The following is a 17,363-nucleotide window of genomic DNA, read 5'->3' as shown; positions in this document are numbered from 1 at the left end:
CCCTATGTACGCAAGTTAAGATTCTGTGTCTTTAGATATGACGGCGAGATTGAGGTAGAGGATGGCGTTCTGGTGGGTGTTGTCTATGGCGAGGACTTGGCGGAAGAGTTCTGCGGCGGTGGCGGGGTTATGAAGGCCAAGGTTGGCAAGACCCATGAGGTAGTAGCAATGGGCGCGGTTCTTCAAGGTCATGTCGGCATCGAAGACGGACATGTCGGGCATTGAGACTGCGAAGTAGTCCATCTTGAAGGTGTCGCGAAGGTGCTGCTCGCCGTAGTCGAGAAGGCGATAATAGCGGGCATTGGCTTCGCTCCTTCTGCCGAGTTTTTCAAGGGCAAGGGCCTGATAGAGGATCATGTCGGCGGGCTGGTCGTAGTAGTACATGACGCCGGCTACTTCCTGAGCTCCCAGGGTTGCCTTCAGGTAGGCTTCCCTGGCCTTCTCAGGTTGCCCCATTAGTTCGAAGGTAGTTCCAAGGTAATAATATAGATTGTTGTCTTTGGTGCCTTCAAGGCGTCCTTCCCCCAGGTTTTCAGGATATGAGAGAGCTTCCTGGAGAAGCCTTTTTATCTGTATGCACATCTCAGCATCCAGCTCTTCCTTCGTCTCAGCTTCCTTCTGAACATTATCAAGAAGCTTCTTGGCCTGCTGCAGGAGGCTTACCTTGAACTGGGTTGTAATCTTGCCCTCTGCTCCTTCCCAGGTTCCGAAGCTGTGGGAGGATATAAGGTCATGAGCTTCTTCGTACCTGACCATGTCATTCAAAAGAGTTACATATTCGGTGTAGAGATCATCTCTTTTCTGAATAAGTTCTATATGTTTATGGAAATTTGCAAGCCTATCCTCTAAGGATATCCCGAGCTTTTGATATAGCTGGTCTAACTCCATAAACACTCTTGCATCTGAGGTATCCAGCTCAAATGCCCGCTCCAGGCACTTCTTTGCCTTATCTTTGTCACCGCGCTTGTTGTAATAGGCGATGGAGAGATTGCGAAGAAGAGTTGGGAACGTGTCATCCTTGGCTGCAGCCTTCTCCCAGAGTTCGATTGCGAGATCATATTGGAGCTTGTCATAGTAGAGGCATCCAAGATAATACATGGCCCTCGGTGCATCAATGTCCAGCACTGCGATGTCCTCAAATTTATTTGGGAAACAGCAATAAGGATCTGCCTTCTCTGCAAGATCACGCTCCGCCTGTGCCTCATTATCACAACCAAGCTTACTGAGATAATATGCCCTATAGTAATGAATCATCGGATGATCGGAGCCACTGTAATCCAGCACCTTCAGTGCATCGTCGTAGAGCCCGGCTTCCGCCAGATCCCTGGCCATCTGCAGATATGTTTCATGGAAATCCCTTGAGAGCTTATGAAGATAAGCTTCATCACACATCCCCGCAAGCACACCTGCATAGATTGATACATAATCAAAGGCGTCGATCTTGAGATTCTCTTTTATCCAATTATTAGCTTCTTCCATCCTTCCGAGCCTCACAAGCAGCATGGCTTTCAGCGCCCTTGCCTTAATGCTGTGGGTGTTTCTCACAAGTGCTTTTTCAATGAAATCAAGCGCCTCCTCGTACTCTCCTCTTCTGCAGGCTATTGCAGACAGATAGTAGAATCCTTCCTCCTGGAGCTCCTTTACCCAGATTGCCTTATAGAAGGTATCGAAGGCCTCATCATATTTTCCCCGGTAAAAAAGGCTAAGCCCCAGGTTATAGTATGCTTCGCTGTGGAATGGGCTGGGATGCATAAGTGTCAGTCTATCGATAGCCGCCCGGAAATACTTCTCGGAAAGGGCAAAACGCCCTCTTCTCAGCAAAAGAAGTCCGTAGGCATTGTTTATCCTGGTATCACCGGAGTCACGCTTAAGTCCCTCCAGATAATAATCGTCTGCAGACCAGGTAGCGTGGCGGTACTGCTCGATGTGCTGCCCTGTAAGGTACAGCTCTTCATTGGTGAGTATCTCTGACGGTTCCTTTGCTGCCTTTGCAGGCTCTGCGAGCTTGGGAATTCCCTGATCTTTGGGCTGATAGGATATCAGTTCCTTTCCCTCTGCCATTATGCTGACTTTGAGACGGTACTCATCCTCAATGTTAACCGGAAGCTCTTTTTCATATATGTCATTGGGCGAAAGCTTAGTTTTCTCCCTGAATATAACTTCTCCCTTGTAGGTTGCGTTAATCTCTGCTTCTTCATAGAGCTGAGTTGCATATGCGCAGATATAGAGGGAAGTTCCGCCGTCACGTAGTTCCATATTGAGAGCACCGTGAATGCCGGCGTTCTTGACCTGTCCCACTGCCTTGTAGGGCATGAAGTACTGCTTGAACACCTTCTCTTCATAGGGCTTAAGCCATGCAAAATCAGGCTGATTGTCGCAGAACATTCCTGTCATCAGCTCAATGTAGGGGCCGTCCTCATCGGTAAGATTCCTGTCCCAGGCTTTGCCAAAGTCGCCGCAGCCCCAGGTCCACTGCTTTTTGCCGGGCGAAATGTGGTGATCAGCAACATGCAAAAGACCGGCCTTTTTGCTGTAATCATAGCCGCCGACAAAATCATACTCTGACTTCTCAGCCATGTAGGAGGTGGGAACGGGAATATTCTTATATCTCGATATGTCCACACCCTCGCTGTAATCATGCTTGTAATAGGTTCCTGTGGCTATTGGGAATCTGGAGACATCTCTTTTGCCATGGTCGTAGACACTGTGAACGTCAGGCGGAAAGATGGACTGGGTATAGTCATTTACGGAAACCGCAGGATTTGCCCACCACAGGAAGGTCTGAGGCAGCGGCGTTCTGTTGTAGAGCTGTCCAGTTACCTCGATATAGGCCTTGCCGGGATAAAGAGTGAAACCTGTAACACACTTGGTGCCGTACATCTGATCCACATCTCCGATCAGCAAGGTCTTACTGCCATCTGCATTCCCAGTGAGCTTGTAATCCACAGGACTGAAGGTTGTGGGTCTATGGTGCTGCGGCCAGTTAAACTCTATTCCGCCGGAGATCCATGGGCCTGTAAGTCCCACCAGGGCAGGCTTAATAACCCTGTTGTAATAAACAAAGTCATAGTCATTGGTCTTGTCGTAGGCTCTCTGAATCCTTCCGCCAAGCTCGGGGAGGATCATCACCTTAATGTATTCATTTTCGAGAAAAACAGCCTTCCACTGCTTATCTTTCTTGGTTCTGCTGATCTCATTTGTTGCGGGATAGGGGTAGATCTTGCCGCTGCTCCCCTGATATACCCTCTTTTCTAAGAACATAGGATTCCTGTCGGCGGGACCCACTTCGTAGGTAGGGATTGTGACTAACTCCTCGTATATCTTAACTTTGCTCATGTAAGCCTCCTTGCGGCTATTTAGTATTCAACGAGGACGATTGTGAGTCAATGGGGACGGTTCTTTGTGACTCACGAAGCGAGTCACAAAGAACCGTCCCCATTGACTCGCAATCGTCCCATCGACTCCTCCACCACCTCGTATCTTGCAAAAAATTGCCATCATCATTACAATTATGATACCCGGTCATCTCCGAGATTTCATTAGATGTATTTGCTCACAGATATAAAAAAATTGCTGAGGTATCCCCATGTACTCAAAAGAAAAACTTGTATCCCCCGTTTCCGATTACTACATCCACACTCCCGCCGCAAATACCCGTGATCTGTTCCTCTATCCCACGATCACAGGATATTTCAAATATGAAGCAGGCTATCACCTCTACAGGGAGTCCTTCGACAGCTTTCTGTGCATGTATATCAAAAAGGGAAAATGTATTATAGAAATCAATGACAAGTCCTATACCGCCGCTCAGGGGCAGATAGTACTCATAGACTGCTACGGCCCCCACTCCTACGGCAGCAAGACCGGCTGGGAAGCGGTGTGGTTTCACTTTGACGGCAGCCTTGCCCGCAGATACTATGGGGAAATCACCAAAGAAAAAGGCAGCGTCATAACCCTCAGCTCTAACTACCGTTTCGAGAAGTACATAGATAAACTCTACACTTCCTTCAAAAACGGCTCATCGGTCAATGACGCTGTCCTCAATAATTGGATTGTAAATATTCTTACGCAGCTTCTAACCTCCGGTGTAAAACCGGAGAACATAAACGGCTCAGGCGATGCCATAGAGGATATCGTATCCTACATAAACGACAACCTGACCGGGGAGCTGTCTCTGGAAGATCTGGCCAAAAGAGCTAACATCAGCCCCTATCACTTCCTTCGAGTCTTCAAGAAAGAGACCGGATATACGCCCCACGACTACATCGTAACCACCAAGATAAACCACGCCAAGTACCTGCTGTCCACCACAACCATGTCCAGCAAGGATATCTGCTATCATCTTGGTTTCGGCAGCGAAAGCGCCTTTTGCTCCACCTTCCGTAAAAAGGTAAATATGACTCCTCAGGAATACAGAGAGTCGGTCCTTTAATCAAATTTCAGAATAGTTGCCAGTATTCTTCTGGCGCACTGCTCGAAATCCGCGCGGTTTACTGCACCCATTTCCTGAGCCTTCTTAACACGCTCAGGGAAACCGCAGGCCATCTTAAGATCATTTCCTGCCTTGATCTCCTTGTAGTGCTCTCCCCTTGTCCACCAGTCTGTGGTAACAAATCCGGTAAAGCCCCACTCTTCCTTAAGGATTCCTGTAATGAGGTCATGACTCTCTGAAGCACGCTCTCCGTTGATAACGTTATAGGATGACATTATTGTATAAGGTGCAGACTCGTGAACTATCATCTCAAAAGCCTTGAGATAAATCTCTCTAAGAGCACGCTCAGACACTCTTGAGTCGCAGTGCTTTCTGTTGGTTTCTTTATTGTTGCAGGCAAAATGCTTGACGGAGGCACCAACATTGTTTCTCTGAATACCTCTTACCATGGCACCTGCAAGGCGTCCTGTAAGATAAGGATCCTCTGAATAATACTCAAAATTACGTCCGCACATAGGACTTCTGTGAATGTTGATGGCAGGAGTGAGCCATACGCAGAGGTTGTTCTCCTTGAGCTCCTCGCCGCCGGCAAATCCAACTTCCTCCACCAGGTCTTTGTTCCAGGTGCAGGCCAGGGATGTGGCACAAGGGAAAGCTGTTGTCTTAACGCCTGTCTCAGGTTGGATACGAACACCCGCAGGGCCGTCAGCAGTTACCGCATTGGGCACTCCGTACTCAGGAAGATTGCCAAAGCCAAATACGTTGCCAACGCCGGTGTTGGGCTGACCGCCGCAAAGGTGGATCAGATCCTCATCGGAGAGCTGAGCCATGAACTCATCAAGAGTTACTTTTCCTTCTGCAACTTCGGCAAAAGTCTTTGCCCCCTCCTTATAAGGATAAGTAAGGAAATAGCTGTCTCTTCCGCGAACTGCCGGTACAAGAGCCTCCTCAGTTCCGGGCTCCATCTTCTCAAAAATACATGTATTTATGTCCTTGTGCTCACCTACAGGGAGCTCCTCGAAGCTGCCATCTGCAAGCATTCTCTTCTTGAGTTCCACAGATGCAAGCTTGTGAGAAAGTTTCTGAATGACCTTGTCTTCCTCATTATTGAATTCAAAATCAGTCTTCGTAAGATTCCTTACATTTTCGCCGATATAGAAGCTGTAAACGCCCTTCTCAAGCACATAGGATGCATCTGAAACCTTGCCCAGATCGTCATAGGAACTAAGCTCATACTTACTTACAGAAAGAGTAAGGAGCTGAGCTTCTCCGGGTGCAAGAACCCTGGTCTTGGCAAAATCGCCAAGCTCCCTGGCGGGCTTTTTAAGAAGTCCCTGAGGAGCGCTGTAATAGAGCTGAACGACTTCTTTGCCGGCTACTTTTCCGGTGTTTGTAACCTTAACAGTGAAGCAGAATCCGTCATTTCCCTCGGTAAAATCTGCTGCGTTCACAGTCTTCTTAAGTCCCGAAACCTCTTTTACCGCTGCAGCATCTACAACCTCCATGTCAAAAGAGGTATAGGACAGTCCGTAGCCAAAGGGGTAAACCACCTTCTCTGCCGCTCCGGGAACAGTCTCAAAATATCTGTAACCAACGTATACATCTTCGCTGTAATCAACGTATTCATAGGACTCATGGAAGCCTTCTGTTGAAGGGTAATCCTCAAGAGTTCCTGCAAAGGTATCGGACAATCTTCCGGAAGGACATACCTTGCCAAGAAGCACGTCAGCTGTGGCAAGTCCGCCCTCCATACCGAGCTGTCCCATGTAGAGAGCTGCTCCGATCTTAGCATCCTCTTTTACCCATCTAAGATCAAGAGTTCCGCCAATATTAAGAACGGCAATTACTCTGTCAAAAGATGCTGTGACCTTGGATACCATCTCCTTCTCCTTGGCGGTAAGGACGAAGTCTCCATCAGGGAAAACCTCACCGGAAAGAGTAGGCATGCTGGTTGCTGCAGGCCAGGGGCTGAACTCACTTGGAGACTCAACCTTGCTGCGATCCCAGCCTTCTCCTGAGAATCTGTTGATGACAATGATGGCGGTGTCGGCAAAATTCCTGGCGCCCTTAACCATATCCTCTGAAAGGTCAGGCTCTGCGGTCATTCCGGGAGCCCTTCCCGCCTCATACTGCTTCTCTATCTCCTGTCTGTAATACTCGATCACAGGCTCATATACTCTGACGCCTCTCTCCTTAAGTCCATCGTAAAGGGATCGGATATATTTGCAAAAAACATCTCCGGATCCGCCGCCTCCCTTAATGTACTCATAGGATGCCTTGCCGAACATGGCAACTGGTGCATCACCTGAGAGAGGAAGAAGATCGTTCTCATTTTTAAGTAAAACCACTGCCTCATCAGCAGCTCTTTTGGATATATCTATATGTTCCTTACTTCCGGTAACTCTGGTATCGCCGTAGAGCGGCACACCGGGTTGATAAAGAAGTCTTGCCCATTTCTGCATAAAAAATACACCTCCGTGCTATATTACCAATAATTTCCTATACCATTGTAAATGGCGATTCTAAGAAATAAAAGTAAAATATTTCGAAAGTGTATTCTCAATTTTTGTCCTATAGTCAGTTTACAAAGCTGCCACAAGTATAAGCCTTACGATAAATGCCACTACCCAGGCCAGTGCACACTGCCATATAACGGTGAATACAGCCCATTTTGCTCCCATCTCTCTCTTGATGGTGGAAATGGCTGCAACGCAGGGAGTGTACAAAAGACTAAATACCAATAATGTCCCCGCTGAAACTGCGGTGAGAGCACCGGTTACACCGCCCTCTGAAGCAAAGAGAACTTCCAGAGTTGAAACCACGCTCTCTTTTGCCATGAAGCCTGAAATAAGGGCTGTCACTACTCTGTAATCTCCAAGTCCAAGAGGTGCAAATACGGGAGCCAGCCCTCCTGAAACAAGGGCCAGTATACTATTCTCCGGATCACTCACCAGGTCAAAGTGAATGTCAAAGCTCTGCAAAAACCATACTACAATGGTTGCTACAAAAATGACGGAAAAGGCCCTCTGAAGGAAATCTTTGGCCTTCTCCCACAGAAGAAGTCCCACGTTCCTTGCTCCGGGAAGCCTGTAATTGGGAAGTTCCATAACAAAGGGAACGGCTTCGCCCTTGAAATGAGTCTTTTTCATAAGAAAGGCCACCAGAACTCCCACAAGGATTCCAAGGAAATAGAGGCCTGTTATGATTAGTCCGCCTCTTCCCGGGAAAAAGGCATTAACGAAGAATGCATAGATCGGAAGCTTGGCCGTACAACTCATGAAAGGAGTAAGAAGAATCGTCATCTTCCTGTCCCTTTCGCTGGGAAGTGTCCTTGTGGCCATAACCGCAGGAACTGTGCATCCAAAGCCTATCAGCATGGGCACGATGCTTCTTCCTGACAGACCAATTCTCCTTAGCACCTTGTCCATGAAGAAGGCAACTCTTGCAATATATCCACTGTCCTCCATCAGCGACAGGAAGAAGAACAATGTGACGATGATGGGCAAAAAGCTAAGGACGCTGCCCACACCTGCAAATATTCCGTCGATAATAAGTCCGTAAATAACCTCGTTAACTCCATGAGCCAAGAGAAGGTCACTGACAACACCTGTCAGCTGATCAATTCCCGTCTCTAACAATCCCTGAAAAAAAGCTCCTATCACGTTGAAGGTGAGGTAGAAAACCAGTGCCATGATAATGATGAAGGAAGGTATTGCAGTATATTTACCCGTGAGGTACTTATCTATTTTTTCGCTTCTTGCGTGTTCCTTGCTCTCATGAGGCTTAACTACGGTCTTGCTGCAGACCTTTTCAATGAAGTCAAAGCGCATCTCGGCGATGGCTGCGCTTCTGTCAAGGCCGCGCTCTTTTTCCATCTGAGCGATGATGTTCTCAAGCATTACCTCTTCGCTCTCTTCCAGCTTAAGCTTATCCATAATGAGCTTGTCGCCCTCAACCACCTTGGTGGCCGCAAACCTCAGGGGAATCTCGGCCCTTTTGGCATGGTCTTCAATCAGGTGCTCAACAGCGTGGATACATCTGTGAACTGCGCCTCCGTAGGCATTCTCATCACAGAAATCGTAGATAAGCGGTTTCTCCTGATAGTGGGCAATATGGATTGCGTGGCTTACCAGCTCCTCGATGCCCTTGTCCTTGGCTGCGGAAATGGGAACCACGGGAACTCCAAGCATTTCCTCCATAAGGTTGATCTTGATGGTACCTCCGTTGCCGCTGACTTCATCCATCATATTCAGCGCAACTACCATGGGAATTCCCATCTCAAGAAGCTGCATGGTAAGGTACATGTTTCTCTCAATATTGGTGGCATCAACGATGTTGATGATGGCCCTTGGTCTGTCCTCCAATACAAAGTTTCTGGATACGATCTCCTCGCTGCTGTAGGGGGACATGGAATAAATTCCCGGAAGGTCCGTTATCAGCGTATTGGGATAGCCCTTGATCTCGCCGTCCTTCCTGTCAACTGTAACTCCCGGGAAATTGCCAACGTGCTGATTGGAGCCTGTGAGGCGGTTAAAAAGAGTGGTCTTACCGCTGTTCTGATTACCCACAAGGGCGTAGGTAAGGACCGTATCCTGGGGAAGCGGATTCTCATGCTTCTTGTCATGATACTTGCCGCCTTCACCAAAGCCGGGATGGGAGTATGTATTGCCCTCCACAGCCTTACGGACACTTTCATCTTCGCTCTCTTTGGCCTTCATAACCTGGATCTTCTCGGCATCGGCAAGGCGAAGTGTCAGCTCATAGCCGTGGATACGAAGCTCCATGGGATCTCCAAGGGGGGCATATTTCACGACCTTGACCTTGGCGCCTGGGATCACTCCCATATCAAGAAAATGTTGGCGAAGAGCTCCCTCCCCGCCAACTTCGGTTACTATTGCACTTTCATTTATCTTTACATCTCTTAAAGTCATGACATATCTCCAATTTATTGATAACTTTTATCATTAACATTATAGTCCCAACATTGAAAATATGCCACCCTTAATATTAGCCTATGTTAACAAGCCAATCACAGTCCTTGCATATATTTGTCCATGTCCTCTGCAATCCTTTTTGAGACGTCGACGGCGGCAACTACGGTTTTGGCGCCGGTTACTACGTCGCCGGAGGCGAAGACGCCGGGAAGGGAGGTCTCACCGGATTCGTTGGTGTAAAGGTTTCCTTTCTCGTTGAGCTTAAGGTCCTTCTCGTGGGTTACGATGCGGTCCTGAGGAACCTGAGAGATAGCGATCATGATGCTGTCTGCCGGAACAAGCTCCTCGGCTCCCGTTTCTGCATTGAGAAATACCGGGCCTTCATCCAGGATGCGGACAATCTGCTTTTTGTATTCAAACTTAACGCCGTCAACCTTGGCGTACTCAAATTCGGACTTGGAGGCACTGACTTCTTCGCCTCTTACATAGACTACAACTTCCTTCGATCCGTGTCTGATGGCGGTTCTGGCCACGTCCATGGCAGCGTTGCCTGCTCCTATTATAGCTACCTTGTCACCAAGATCATAGACATCAGGGTTGTTGAGGTAGTTGATGGCATAGAATACATTTCCGAAGGTCTCTCCCGGAACGCCTAGCTTTCTTGGACGCCAGGCTCCTGTTCCTATGAACACGCTCTTATAGCCATCGTTTAAGAGGTCCTGAATTCCGGTGGAACCTCCGATTGAGAAATTGGGTCTGAACTTAATTCCGAGCTCTCTCATTTTTTTGTAATATCTATCCAGAATGGACTTAGGAAGTCTGAACTCAGGAATACCGTAGCGAAGGATTCCTCCGATCTTGTCATGGGTCTCGAAGACAGTTATTGAATATCCCTTAAGAGCAAGGATGATGGCGATGGTGATTCCTGCAGGTCCCGCACCTATAACCGCTGCCTTCATACCGTTTGAAGGAGCAGGCTTAAGCTCCAGCCTCTCGAAGCAGGAATCCGATATATAGTTCTCGATTGAAGAAATGTGCACAGGTTCGCCCTTTATACCTCTTACGCAGTTTCCCTCGCACTGATTCTCATGGTTGCAGACAAGAGAACATACCATGGACAGCGGATTGTTGGCAAAGAGCATCTCCGCAGCTTCCATCATCTTGTTTTCCTTGAAAAGCTGTATCATTTTCGGAATGTTTGTGTGAATTGGACACCCGTTTTCCCGACATCTGGGATTTGTGCACTGAAGGCAGCGATTTGCCTCATCGATTACATGTACTGACATAGAATAACCCCCTTTATTCTTTCTTTTCTTGCGTTTGGATTATTCTATATGTTAAAGAAGTCAAGAAAAACCCGTTTTGATGGAGCTTTTCTTGACTTTCTTGAACTTGTCTATATGTCTATAGGGATGGTTTTTATACCAATGGGGACGGTTCTCTATGGTAAAGTTTTTTCTTTGCAAAAACTTTACCATAGAGAACCGTCCCCATTGGTATAAAAACCGTCCCCATTGACTCACAATCGTCCTCGTTAACTCATGTCATAGAATGCTAAGAAGCTTGTCGGCTATGAGGTTAGCCACAACCAGCTTGTATTCTGCTCTTGTTCCCTTGGACATCAGCTTATCTTTGGTAACAAAAACGTCACTTCCATAAGCTATAGCATAATAGATCTCACCCGGAGTGCTGTCGTTATTGGCAGGATCGATGTTTCCCATGGTCCCGGTAACACCGATTGCTATATCGGCGCCGTAGGCCGTTTTTGCTGCCTTGGCCATCTCCGTCGCGGTTTCGCAGGAATATACGCCATACTCTGCTATTACTGTTTCCGGTACTCCCTGCATGATCTTGGCTTCATTACTGTAGGTCACGAAGGCTCCCTTCATTATGGCTGAGGAGCCTTCGGTATCTGTGATAAGAGAAGCGATGAGCCCGGAGGTACAGCTCTCCATGGTGGTAATATATTTCTTTTTTTCTATCAGCGTTTTAGTTATCTTTTGATACTTGCCTCTGACAAAATCCTCGAAATCATCCACTTTTTTACATCTCCTTAAGCATCTTATCAACTGCTACAAGTCTTACACATACAGTGAAGATGTCCATTGCAAGCTTAAGGTCGTTAAGTGAAGGGAAGGTAGGTGCGATACGGATATTGGAGTCATGAGGATCCTTGTGGTAAGGATAGGTTGCTCCGGCTCCAGTCATGGTAACACCGGCCTTCTTGGCTCTGTCAACAATTGCCTTGGCACAACCCTCGGGAGCATCGAAGCTGATGAAATAACCTCCCTTAGGTCTTGTCCACTCACCTACTCCGACAGGAGCAAGATCTCTGTCAAGGGCATCAAGTACTGCCTCGAACTTGGGACGGATGATGGCTGCATGCTTTCTCATATGAGCCTTCATGCCTTCGAAATCTCCGAAGTAGCGAACATGACGAAGCTGGTTAACCTTGTCATGACCGATTGTCTGATAGTTGAGCTGAGCCTTGATCTCCTCAAGGTTATTGAGGGATGTGGCGATAGCTGCAATTCCGCTTCCGGGGAAAGTGATCTTGGAAGTGGAGGAGAATTTATAAACCAGATCAGGGCTTCCTGCCTTCTTGCACTCCTCAAGGATCTCAATGAGGTAGTCCTGATCATCGTCATAGAGGTGGTGAATTCCGTATGCGTTATCCCAGAAGATCCTGAAATCTCTTGCTGCGGGACGAAGACGTGCAAAACGTCTTACGGTCTCGTCTGAATAGGAGTATCCCTGAGGATTGGAATACTTGGGCACGCACCAGATACCCTTGATGGATTCGTCGTTGGCAACGAGTCTCTCAACTTCGTCCATATCAGGGCCTGTAGGGGTCATCTGTACAGGGATCATCTCGATTCCGAAGTACTCGGTGATGGCGAAGTGCCTGTCATAACCGGGAACGGGACACAAGAATTTGACCTTATCAAGCTTGCACCAGGGTGTGTTGCCCATAACACCGTGGGTAAAAGCTCTTGAAACAGTATCATACATAACGTTAAGAGAAGAATTGCCATAGATAATGATATTATCGGGCTTGTTCTCCATCATGGCACCGATAAGCTCCTTGGCCTCCTCGATACCTGTAAGAACGCCGTAGTTACGGCAGTCAGTTCCGTCAGCACAGGACAGATCAGCCTCTGAATTGAGGGCATCCATCATTCCCATGGAAAGGTCGAGCTGCTCTCTGCAGGGCTTACCTCTTGCCATGTTAAGGCTAAGCTCCATCTCCTGGTACTTCTTGTATTCAGCCTTGAGTTTGACAAGCTCCTGCTCGAGCTCTGCCTTGCTCATATCGACGTATTTCTTCTGCTTTTCAACGCTTTTTTCACTATTTTTCTGGGCCATTTTCACCTACTCCTCATTAATTGTTTACGTGTATACAATTTTCGTTTATTCTATCATAATCTTTATTACATTACTACCTTAAATTTTGGGTTACCCGATTGAGTTCACATCTGTTTTCCCACACGCGAAGTAAGTTCAGGGGCAGAGGTACATCCTGGGCAGGGCTGGCAGAGGCAGCAGAAGGGCAGAAATATTCGCCCCTCCTTCGCTTAGATTACATGGCATTTCATAAAGGTCCCAACGGGTCTGCAACTCCTAAACTCCGTCCGGATTATTATGCTATAGTTTCCCGGATGTTTTCTGCCGGACGTCAAACAACGGAGCTGCGAACAGACCCGTTGGGACCTTTCTGAAATGCTCATGAATCTATACGCTCCGTCAGAGGCGAATATTTCTGCCCTTCTGCTGCCTCTTCCAGCCCTGCCCTCCGGATGTCCCCCCTCTGCCCCTGACGCTTACTTCGCTGTGCGTCGATACCTAAAATTCAATCCGGTAAACTAAGGGGGCTTCAATCATAAAAGAAAGCACTGCCTTCTCTGTTAGAAGGTCAGTGCTTGTGTTATCACGATGACAAAAGAACCGTCCCCGTGTCACCTTTCATTACCACAGAAAAATGCACTGTACCTCCAGTTATGAAGTACAGCGCATCTTTAAATAAATCAAATTCTATTTTCTTATTTATTCTCCTGTCCCTGTACTGGTTTTCTTTTTGGGAACAAGATACCATCTCATGCTGCTCTCATAAGTATCCCAGGTCTTAGTTCCATAGAAGTCTCCGGGTACACAGGTAGCCTTGCTCCTGTCAAATCTAAGACTATAGTCCTTAACCTCTGATATATAAGTTCCAGAGTATTCCATAGTCGCTTTTCCGGTCATATTGAACTGGAGGTAATCTGACTTGGAAGGCGATATCTTAAATGAACCTGAATAAGTCAGATTTTCTTCATATGACAGCGGATTACGGAAACAATTCCATCCGTCAGGGAATTCATCCCCATTTCTAAGGAATCCATCGACTTCATCCAATGAATAGCCATAGTTCTTAGCATACTCGGAAGTAAAAGTAAATGTACCGCTGCCGATGTAAGTGGATGTATTAAGGTAACCGCTTATGGAAACTCCATCCGCGTTATAGCTAAAGGTTCCATCCTCTTTTAGTTTCATATTTTCTATTCCTGAAATCTTCTTATTTAGAGTTTCTCCATCAGAGATATCAAGCCTTACATCCTGATTAAACGGAACCTTTTCTGCTTCAATATCTTCGTTTCCATCTTCATCCCAGATATGATCATCGAAGTATCCTATCATCCACAATATCGTTGTGCCTTCGTGCTCAGTCCAAAAGCTTTTAGCCAGAACGCCCTTATTAAGCCCTGAATACTTAGTGTTAATACCGGGTTTCAGAACGTTGGCCATCTCAACATATTCAAGGAATTCATCAAGGGCCTGCTGCCTATTCTCCGGATGGTTCCAAATCTGATTCCTTGCACAGCAGTCTACCCAGTGATTCATCATATCTCCATAATTGTATCCGCCCTCATCCCTTGCATATCTCTCAAGCGCCTCTTCATCAATATACATTGAAATATGAGAACGAATCTTTACCAGACGTTCCAATCTTGCGGTAAGATTATAGTCCTTTTCGGTTTCCTCTCTGAAGAACCGTCTTGTATTTTCGTCTGTAAGCTTTAAAGCTCCTAAATTATCATTCAGCATAGTCTGAATTATTACCTGTTCCTTGGCTTTGATCTGTGCAGCCACACCCTCCTGCTGCCTGCGCAGTTCAAAATAGTCAATCAGCTCCTTTTCAAGATATGCTTCAACCCTGCTTTTTTCTTCCACAGGAAGAGAATCGTAAGAACCATATTCTGCCCATTTGGAATCACGCTCCTTTAATTCTGCCCACATTTCCTCTCTTTTATCCATCTGATAGAAGCGGTTGATTCCTTTAGCCTTGGTAAAACCGCTGGAACAATTAAGGTAAGTAAGGAATGATTCCTCGTTAGCAGGTAGTACGAAATTTCCGAAGAAGTCTCTATCAAAACCGTTTTTGTATATATGATAAAGTTCTTCAACTTCATTGGCCTTCCAATAGGTAAACTCTACATTTAAACAGGTAGCAACAAATCTCGTTCCTTTGGTTCCGAGTTCAACAGCAGGATGAACGCCCATCATAACATTCCCCAGCTCCTTCATTGCATCTTCTGTTTCATTTTCATTAAGGTGCTTAAATACTTTATATAAGCCATAGGTGCCGCCTATCGCCTGGCTTGAGAAGCCTTCTGCTATTTCGGGATCAAAAACAGCTCCTGCCCGCTTTGAATATCCCAGCTCATCCCATGCCTTCTGTAATGCATCAACTGCCATAGCCTCAAATCCGTCCGAGGCAGCCAGCTCATCACCATCAGTCAGACTTCTTGCTATACCGGTCATAGCTTTAGTGACAGAGCTTGCCGCTGCACCTGTTTTACTGTAGCCGCCGTCAGCAAGTGCTTTACCGCCTTCACTTGCAATGATATTAATTGTAGCCTGAACCAGATCTTTGAAAGCCTCATCCCTGAGGTTAAGGGCTTTTGCCTTTGCCTTGATATAGGGCTCAAGTTCTGAAGCAGCCTGAGAGAATTTTCCCTCTTCAACAGCGCGCTTTGCACAGTAGCTGTTAAGGAATGCTTCTATCTCTTCTTCCTTGGTAAGCTTGGCACCAAACCAGGATGAGAAATGAGGCAGATTGATGGTCATTTCATTCTTTTCAAGGTCATAGCTGTCAGGATACAGATATCTTATGGACTTGGTATTCTCATCGTAATACGCAAATACATAAGCCTCCGGATCAGTGATGGTCTCACCGGGCTTACCCATAGGAACTGTCAGAGCAACGTTAGTTCCGAAGTAGTCTCCCTCTGTATATCCTTCGCAGGAAATAGTTACAGGCGAAATGATCTCTTCAAACACACCTTCCCTATAGGCACCCATGGAAGTAAGTTTTTTGGTGCTGATGGGCGATGCAGATATATTGGCATCCTTCTCAAAGGTACCGGCTTCCACAGTAAGCTGGCATCCGTTACTTACGCTTCCAAGCACTGTATCTTCCGAAGCATCGGCAGGTACTGTGGACTTCGCTATACCCTCTGTGCTATCTACCGGAAGGTTCTTATTGTTCTTTTTTGATTTATTTACTGTAACCAAAACAGCGCATTCTATACCATCTTTTTCTGCAAAAATAGTAGCAGAGCCTCTGCCCACAGCCTTGATCTTACCCTTGTTGCTGACTGTAGCAACTGTTGGTGCAGAACTGCTCCAGTTAAAGGCGGAAGCTTTATACTTGGTATTTTTAAGGGTGACTGTAGCGGTCTTTTTGGGGTCAAGTGTAAAGGATTCCTTTTTGACTGTTACACCGGGAACCTCTATTTTACACTCATACTGATGATCGTCTATCTCGGCGTATACATATTGGGTACCGGGATAAAGCGCTGTAACGGTACAGGTAAGGTCCTTGGAATTAATATCTATACAGTCGTCACCATCTTTTGTACCCCAATAAACATAGGTACCCTTAGGAACATTTGTAACTTTAAGCTTAAGCTTTGCTCCTGATAATACTTTTGCTTCGGTCTTGGAAAGAGCTGGAACATTGACCTTCACAGTTCCGGTAAGTATATATTTACTGATATTGTAGGTACCGCCGCCCCATATTACGGAAATCTTGGCGGAACCTTTTGCGACAGCAGTAATAACACCGGTCTCCGGATCAATGGTGCAGACATCCGGATTAGCGGATTCAAAGGATACCGGAGGACAGTCATAATCATTTTGAACATTGTAGTTATAGTCATAGGTCTGTCCCACATAGGTCAGGGTCTTTGTCTTATCAAACAGTGCAGCTTTATGGACTTTGGTGTCTATAAGCATGGCCTGCCTTGTCAGTTTGCCATGACTATTAAGCGTGGACCAGAAAATGCGGCACACACCCTTTTTATTTGCCTTTACCACACCTTTTGCACTCAGGGATATAACAGATCCATCTTCAAGGGTGAATTTAGCTCCTTTTTGATTAAGATCATATCCCAGTTCTGTAACCTTATTCTTCAGGTACTCACCAAGATCAACCTTCTGTCCGATAACAAGATGAACTATGTCATCATCATAAGCCTTCAGATTGCCGAGATCATCCCCTGTAACAACCATTTCTGCATCATTGTCGGAGATTGCATCGGTAACTTCTGCCTCCTCTTCCTCAACTATTACATCCGGAGCTTCTTCCACTTCACCGGATGTATCAGCATCCTCAGATTCAGATGCATCCTCCTCTGCCATATCCGCTTCCTGTTCAATCAGGAAATCATCGATGCCAACGGAAATCACGTCGTCGGAAATCACGTCGTCGGAAATCACGTCGTCGGAAATCACGTCGTCGGAAACATCTGTGTCATAGTCATACCCCCAGATGTCCGGATCTGTACTGCCTTCAGAATCTCCAAAATAATCATAGGAGGAGACTCCCCCGGCTTCCTCAGCCTCCCACTGAGCTTCGTCATAGGCCAGGGAACACAGCGGCGTGTCAAATGCGATCAGAGTCGCCAGAGTTATTGCTGATATTTTTTTCAAAAGTCCTCTCATCTTCCATCCTCCTT

The 17,363-nt window shown here is 46.6% G+C and carries 8 protein-coding genes; 1 reads left to right on the top strand and 7 read right to left on the bottom strand.

Going from position 1 to position 17,363, the window contains the following annotated elements; genetic code table 11:
• Window positions 1-15 precede the first annotated feature (15 nt).
• Window positions 16-3,336, bottom strand: coding sequence for a tetratricopeptide repeat protein (locus G588_RS0113120; RefSeq protein WP_022779197.1), 3,321 nt, complete (start codon window positions 3,334-3,336; stop codon window positions 16-18).
• Between the two features lie 250 nt (window positions 3,337-3,586).
• Here G588_RS0113120 and G588_RS0113115 point away from each other — a divergent pair, with 250 nt between their 5' ends.
• Window positions 3,587-4,432 carry an AraC family transcriptional regulator gene (locus tag G588_RS0113115; RefSeq protein WP_022779196.1) on the top strand — a complete coding sequence of 282 codons (846 nt, stop codon included), beginning with the start codon at window positions 3,587-3,589 and terminating at the stop codon, window positions 4,430-4,432.
• Here G588_RS0113115 and G588_RS0113110 read toward each other — a convergent pair.
• The 6 genes from G588_RS0113110 to G588_RS20260 all read right to left on the bottom strand — a co-directional run bounded on the left by G588_RS0113110 (window position 4,429) and on the right by G588_RS20260 (window position 17,349).
• Complete coding sequence (locus G588_RS0113110; protein ID WP_022779195.1) at window positions 4,429-6,894, bottom strand: glycoside hydrolase family 3 protein; 2,466 nt, start codon at window positions 6,892-6,894, stop codon at window positions 4,429-4,431. The genes G588_RS0113115 and G588_RS0113110 overlap by 4 nt on opposite strands.
• 120 nt (window positions 6,895-7,014) lie before the next feature.
• Window positions 7,015-9,363 (bottom strand): ferrous iron transport protein B, encoded by a 2,349-nt coding sequence (gene feoB / locus G588_RS0113105; RefSeq protein WP_022779194.1) that lies wholly within the window; start codon window positions 9,361-9,363, stop codon window positions 7,015-7,017.
• A 98-nt stretch (window positions 9,364-9,461) separates the two neighbouring features.
• Window positions 9,462-10,652, bottom strand: coding sequence for an NAD(P)-dependent oxidoreductase (locus G588_RS0113100; protein WP_022779193.1), 1,191 nt, complete (start codon window positions 10,650-10,652; stop codon window positions 9,462-9,464).
• 258 nt (window positions 10,653-10,910) lie between these two features.
• Window positions 10,911-11,405 (bottom strand): CinA family protein, encoded by a 495-nt coding sequence (locus G588_RS0113095; protein WP_022779192.1) that lies wholly within the window; start codon window positions 11,403-11,405, stop codon window positions 10,911-10,913.
• A gap of 4 nt (window positions 11,406-11,409) precedes the next feature.
• Window positions 11,410-12,732 (bottom strand): aminotransferase, encoded by a 1,323-nt coding sequence (locus G588_RS0113090; protein ID WP_022779191.1) that lies wholly within the window; start codon window positions 12,730-12,732, stop codon window positions 11,410-11,412.
• A 678-nt stretch (window positions 12,733-13,410) separates the two neighbouring features.
• Window positions 13,411-17,349 (bottom strand): Ig-like domain-containing protein, encoded by a 3,939-nt coding sequence (locus G588_RS20260; RefSeq protein ID WP_155830801.1) that lies wholly within the window; start codon window positions 17,347-17,349, stop codon window positions 13,411-13,413.
• Window positions 17,350-17,363 lie beyond the last annotated feature (14 nt).

The sequence above is a fragment of the Butyrivibrio sp. AE3009 genome (assembly GCF_000420845.1).
Classification (GTDB): Bacteria; Bacillota; Clostridia; order Lachnospirales; family Lachnospiraceae; genus Butyrivibrio.
The sequence above is the reverse complement of the archived record's forward strand: the minus strand, read 5'-3'. Positions and strand labels throughout refer to the sequence as shown.

Excerpts from the sequence above, each read along its gene's own strand:
- G588_RS0113110 (WP_022779195.1), bottom strand. The coding sequence starts at position 6,894 with ATGCAGAAATGGGCAAGACTTCTTTATCAACCCGGTGTGCCGCTCTAC.
- G588_RS0113120 (WP_022779197.1), bottom strand. The coding sequence starts at position 3,336 with ATGAGCAAAGTTAAGATATACGAGGAGTTAGTCACAATCCCTACCTAC.
- G588_RS0113090 (WP_022779191.1), bottom strand. The coding sequence starts at position 12,732 with ATGGCCCAGAAAAATAGTGAAAAAAGCGTTGAAAAGCAGAAGAAATAC.
- G588_RS0113115 (WP_022779196.1), top strand. The coding sequence starts at position 3,587 with ATGTACTCAAAAGAAAAACTTGTATCCCCCGTTTCCGATTACTACATC.
- feoB (WP_022779194.1), bottom strand. The coding sequence starts at position 9,363 with ATGACTTTAAGAGATGTAAAGATAAATGAAAGTGCAATAGTAACCGAA.
- G588_RS20260 (WP_155830801.1), bottom strand. The coding sequence starts at position 17,349 with ATGAGAGGACTTTTGAAAAAAATATCAGCAATAACTCTGGCGACTCTG.
- G588_RS0113100 (WP_022779193.1), bottom strand. The coding sequence starts at position 10,652 with ATGTCAGTACATGTAATCGATGAGGCAAATCGCTGCCTTCAGTGCACA.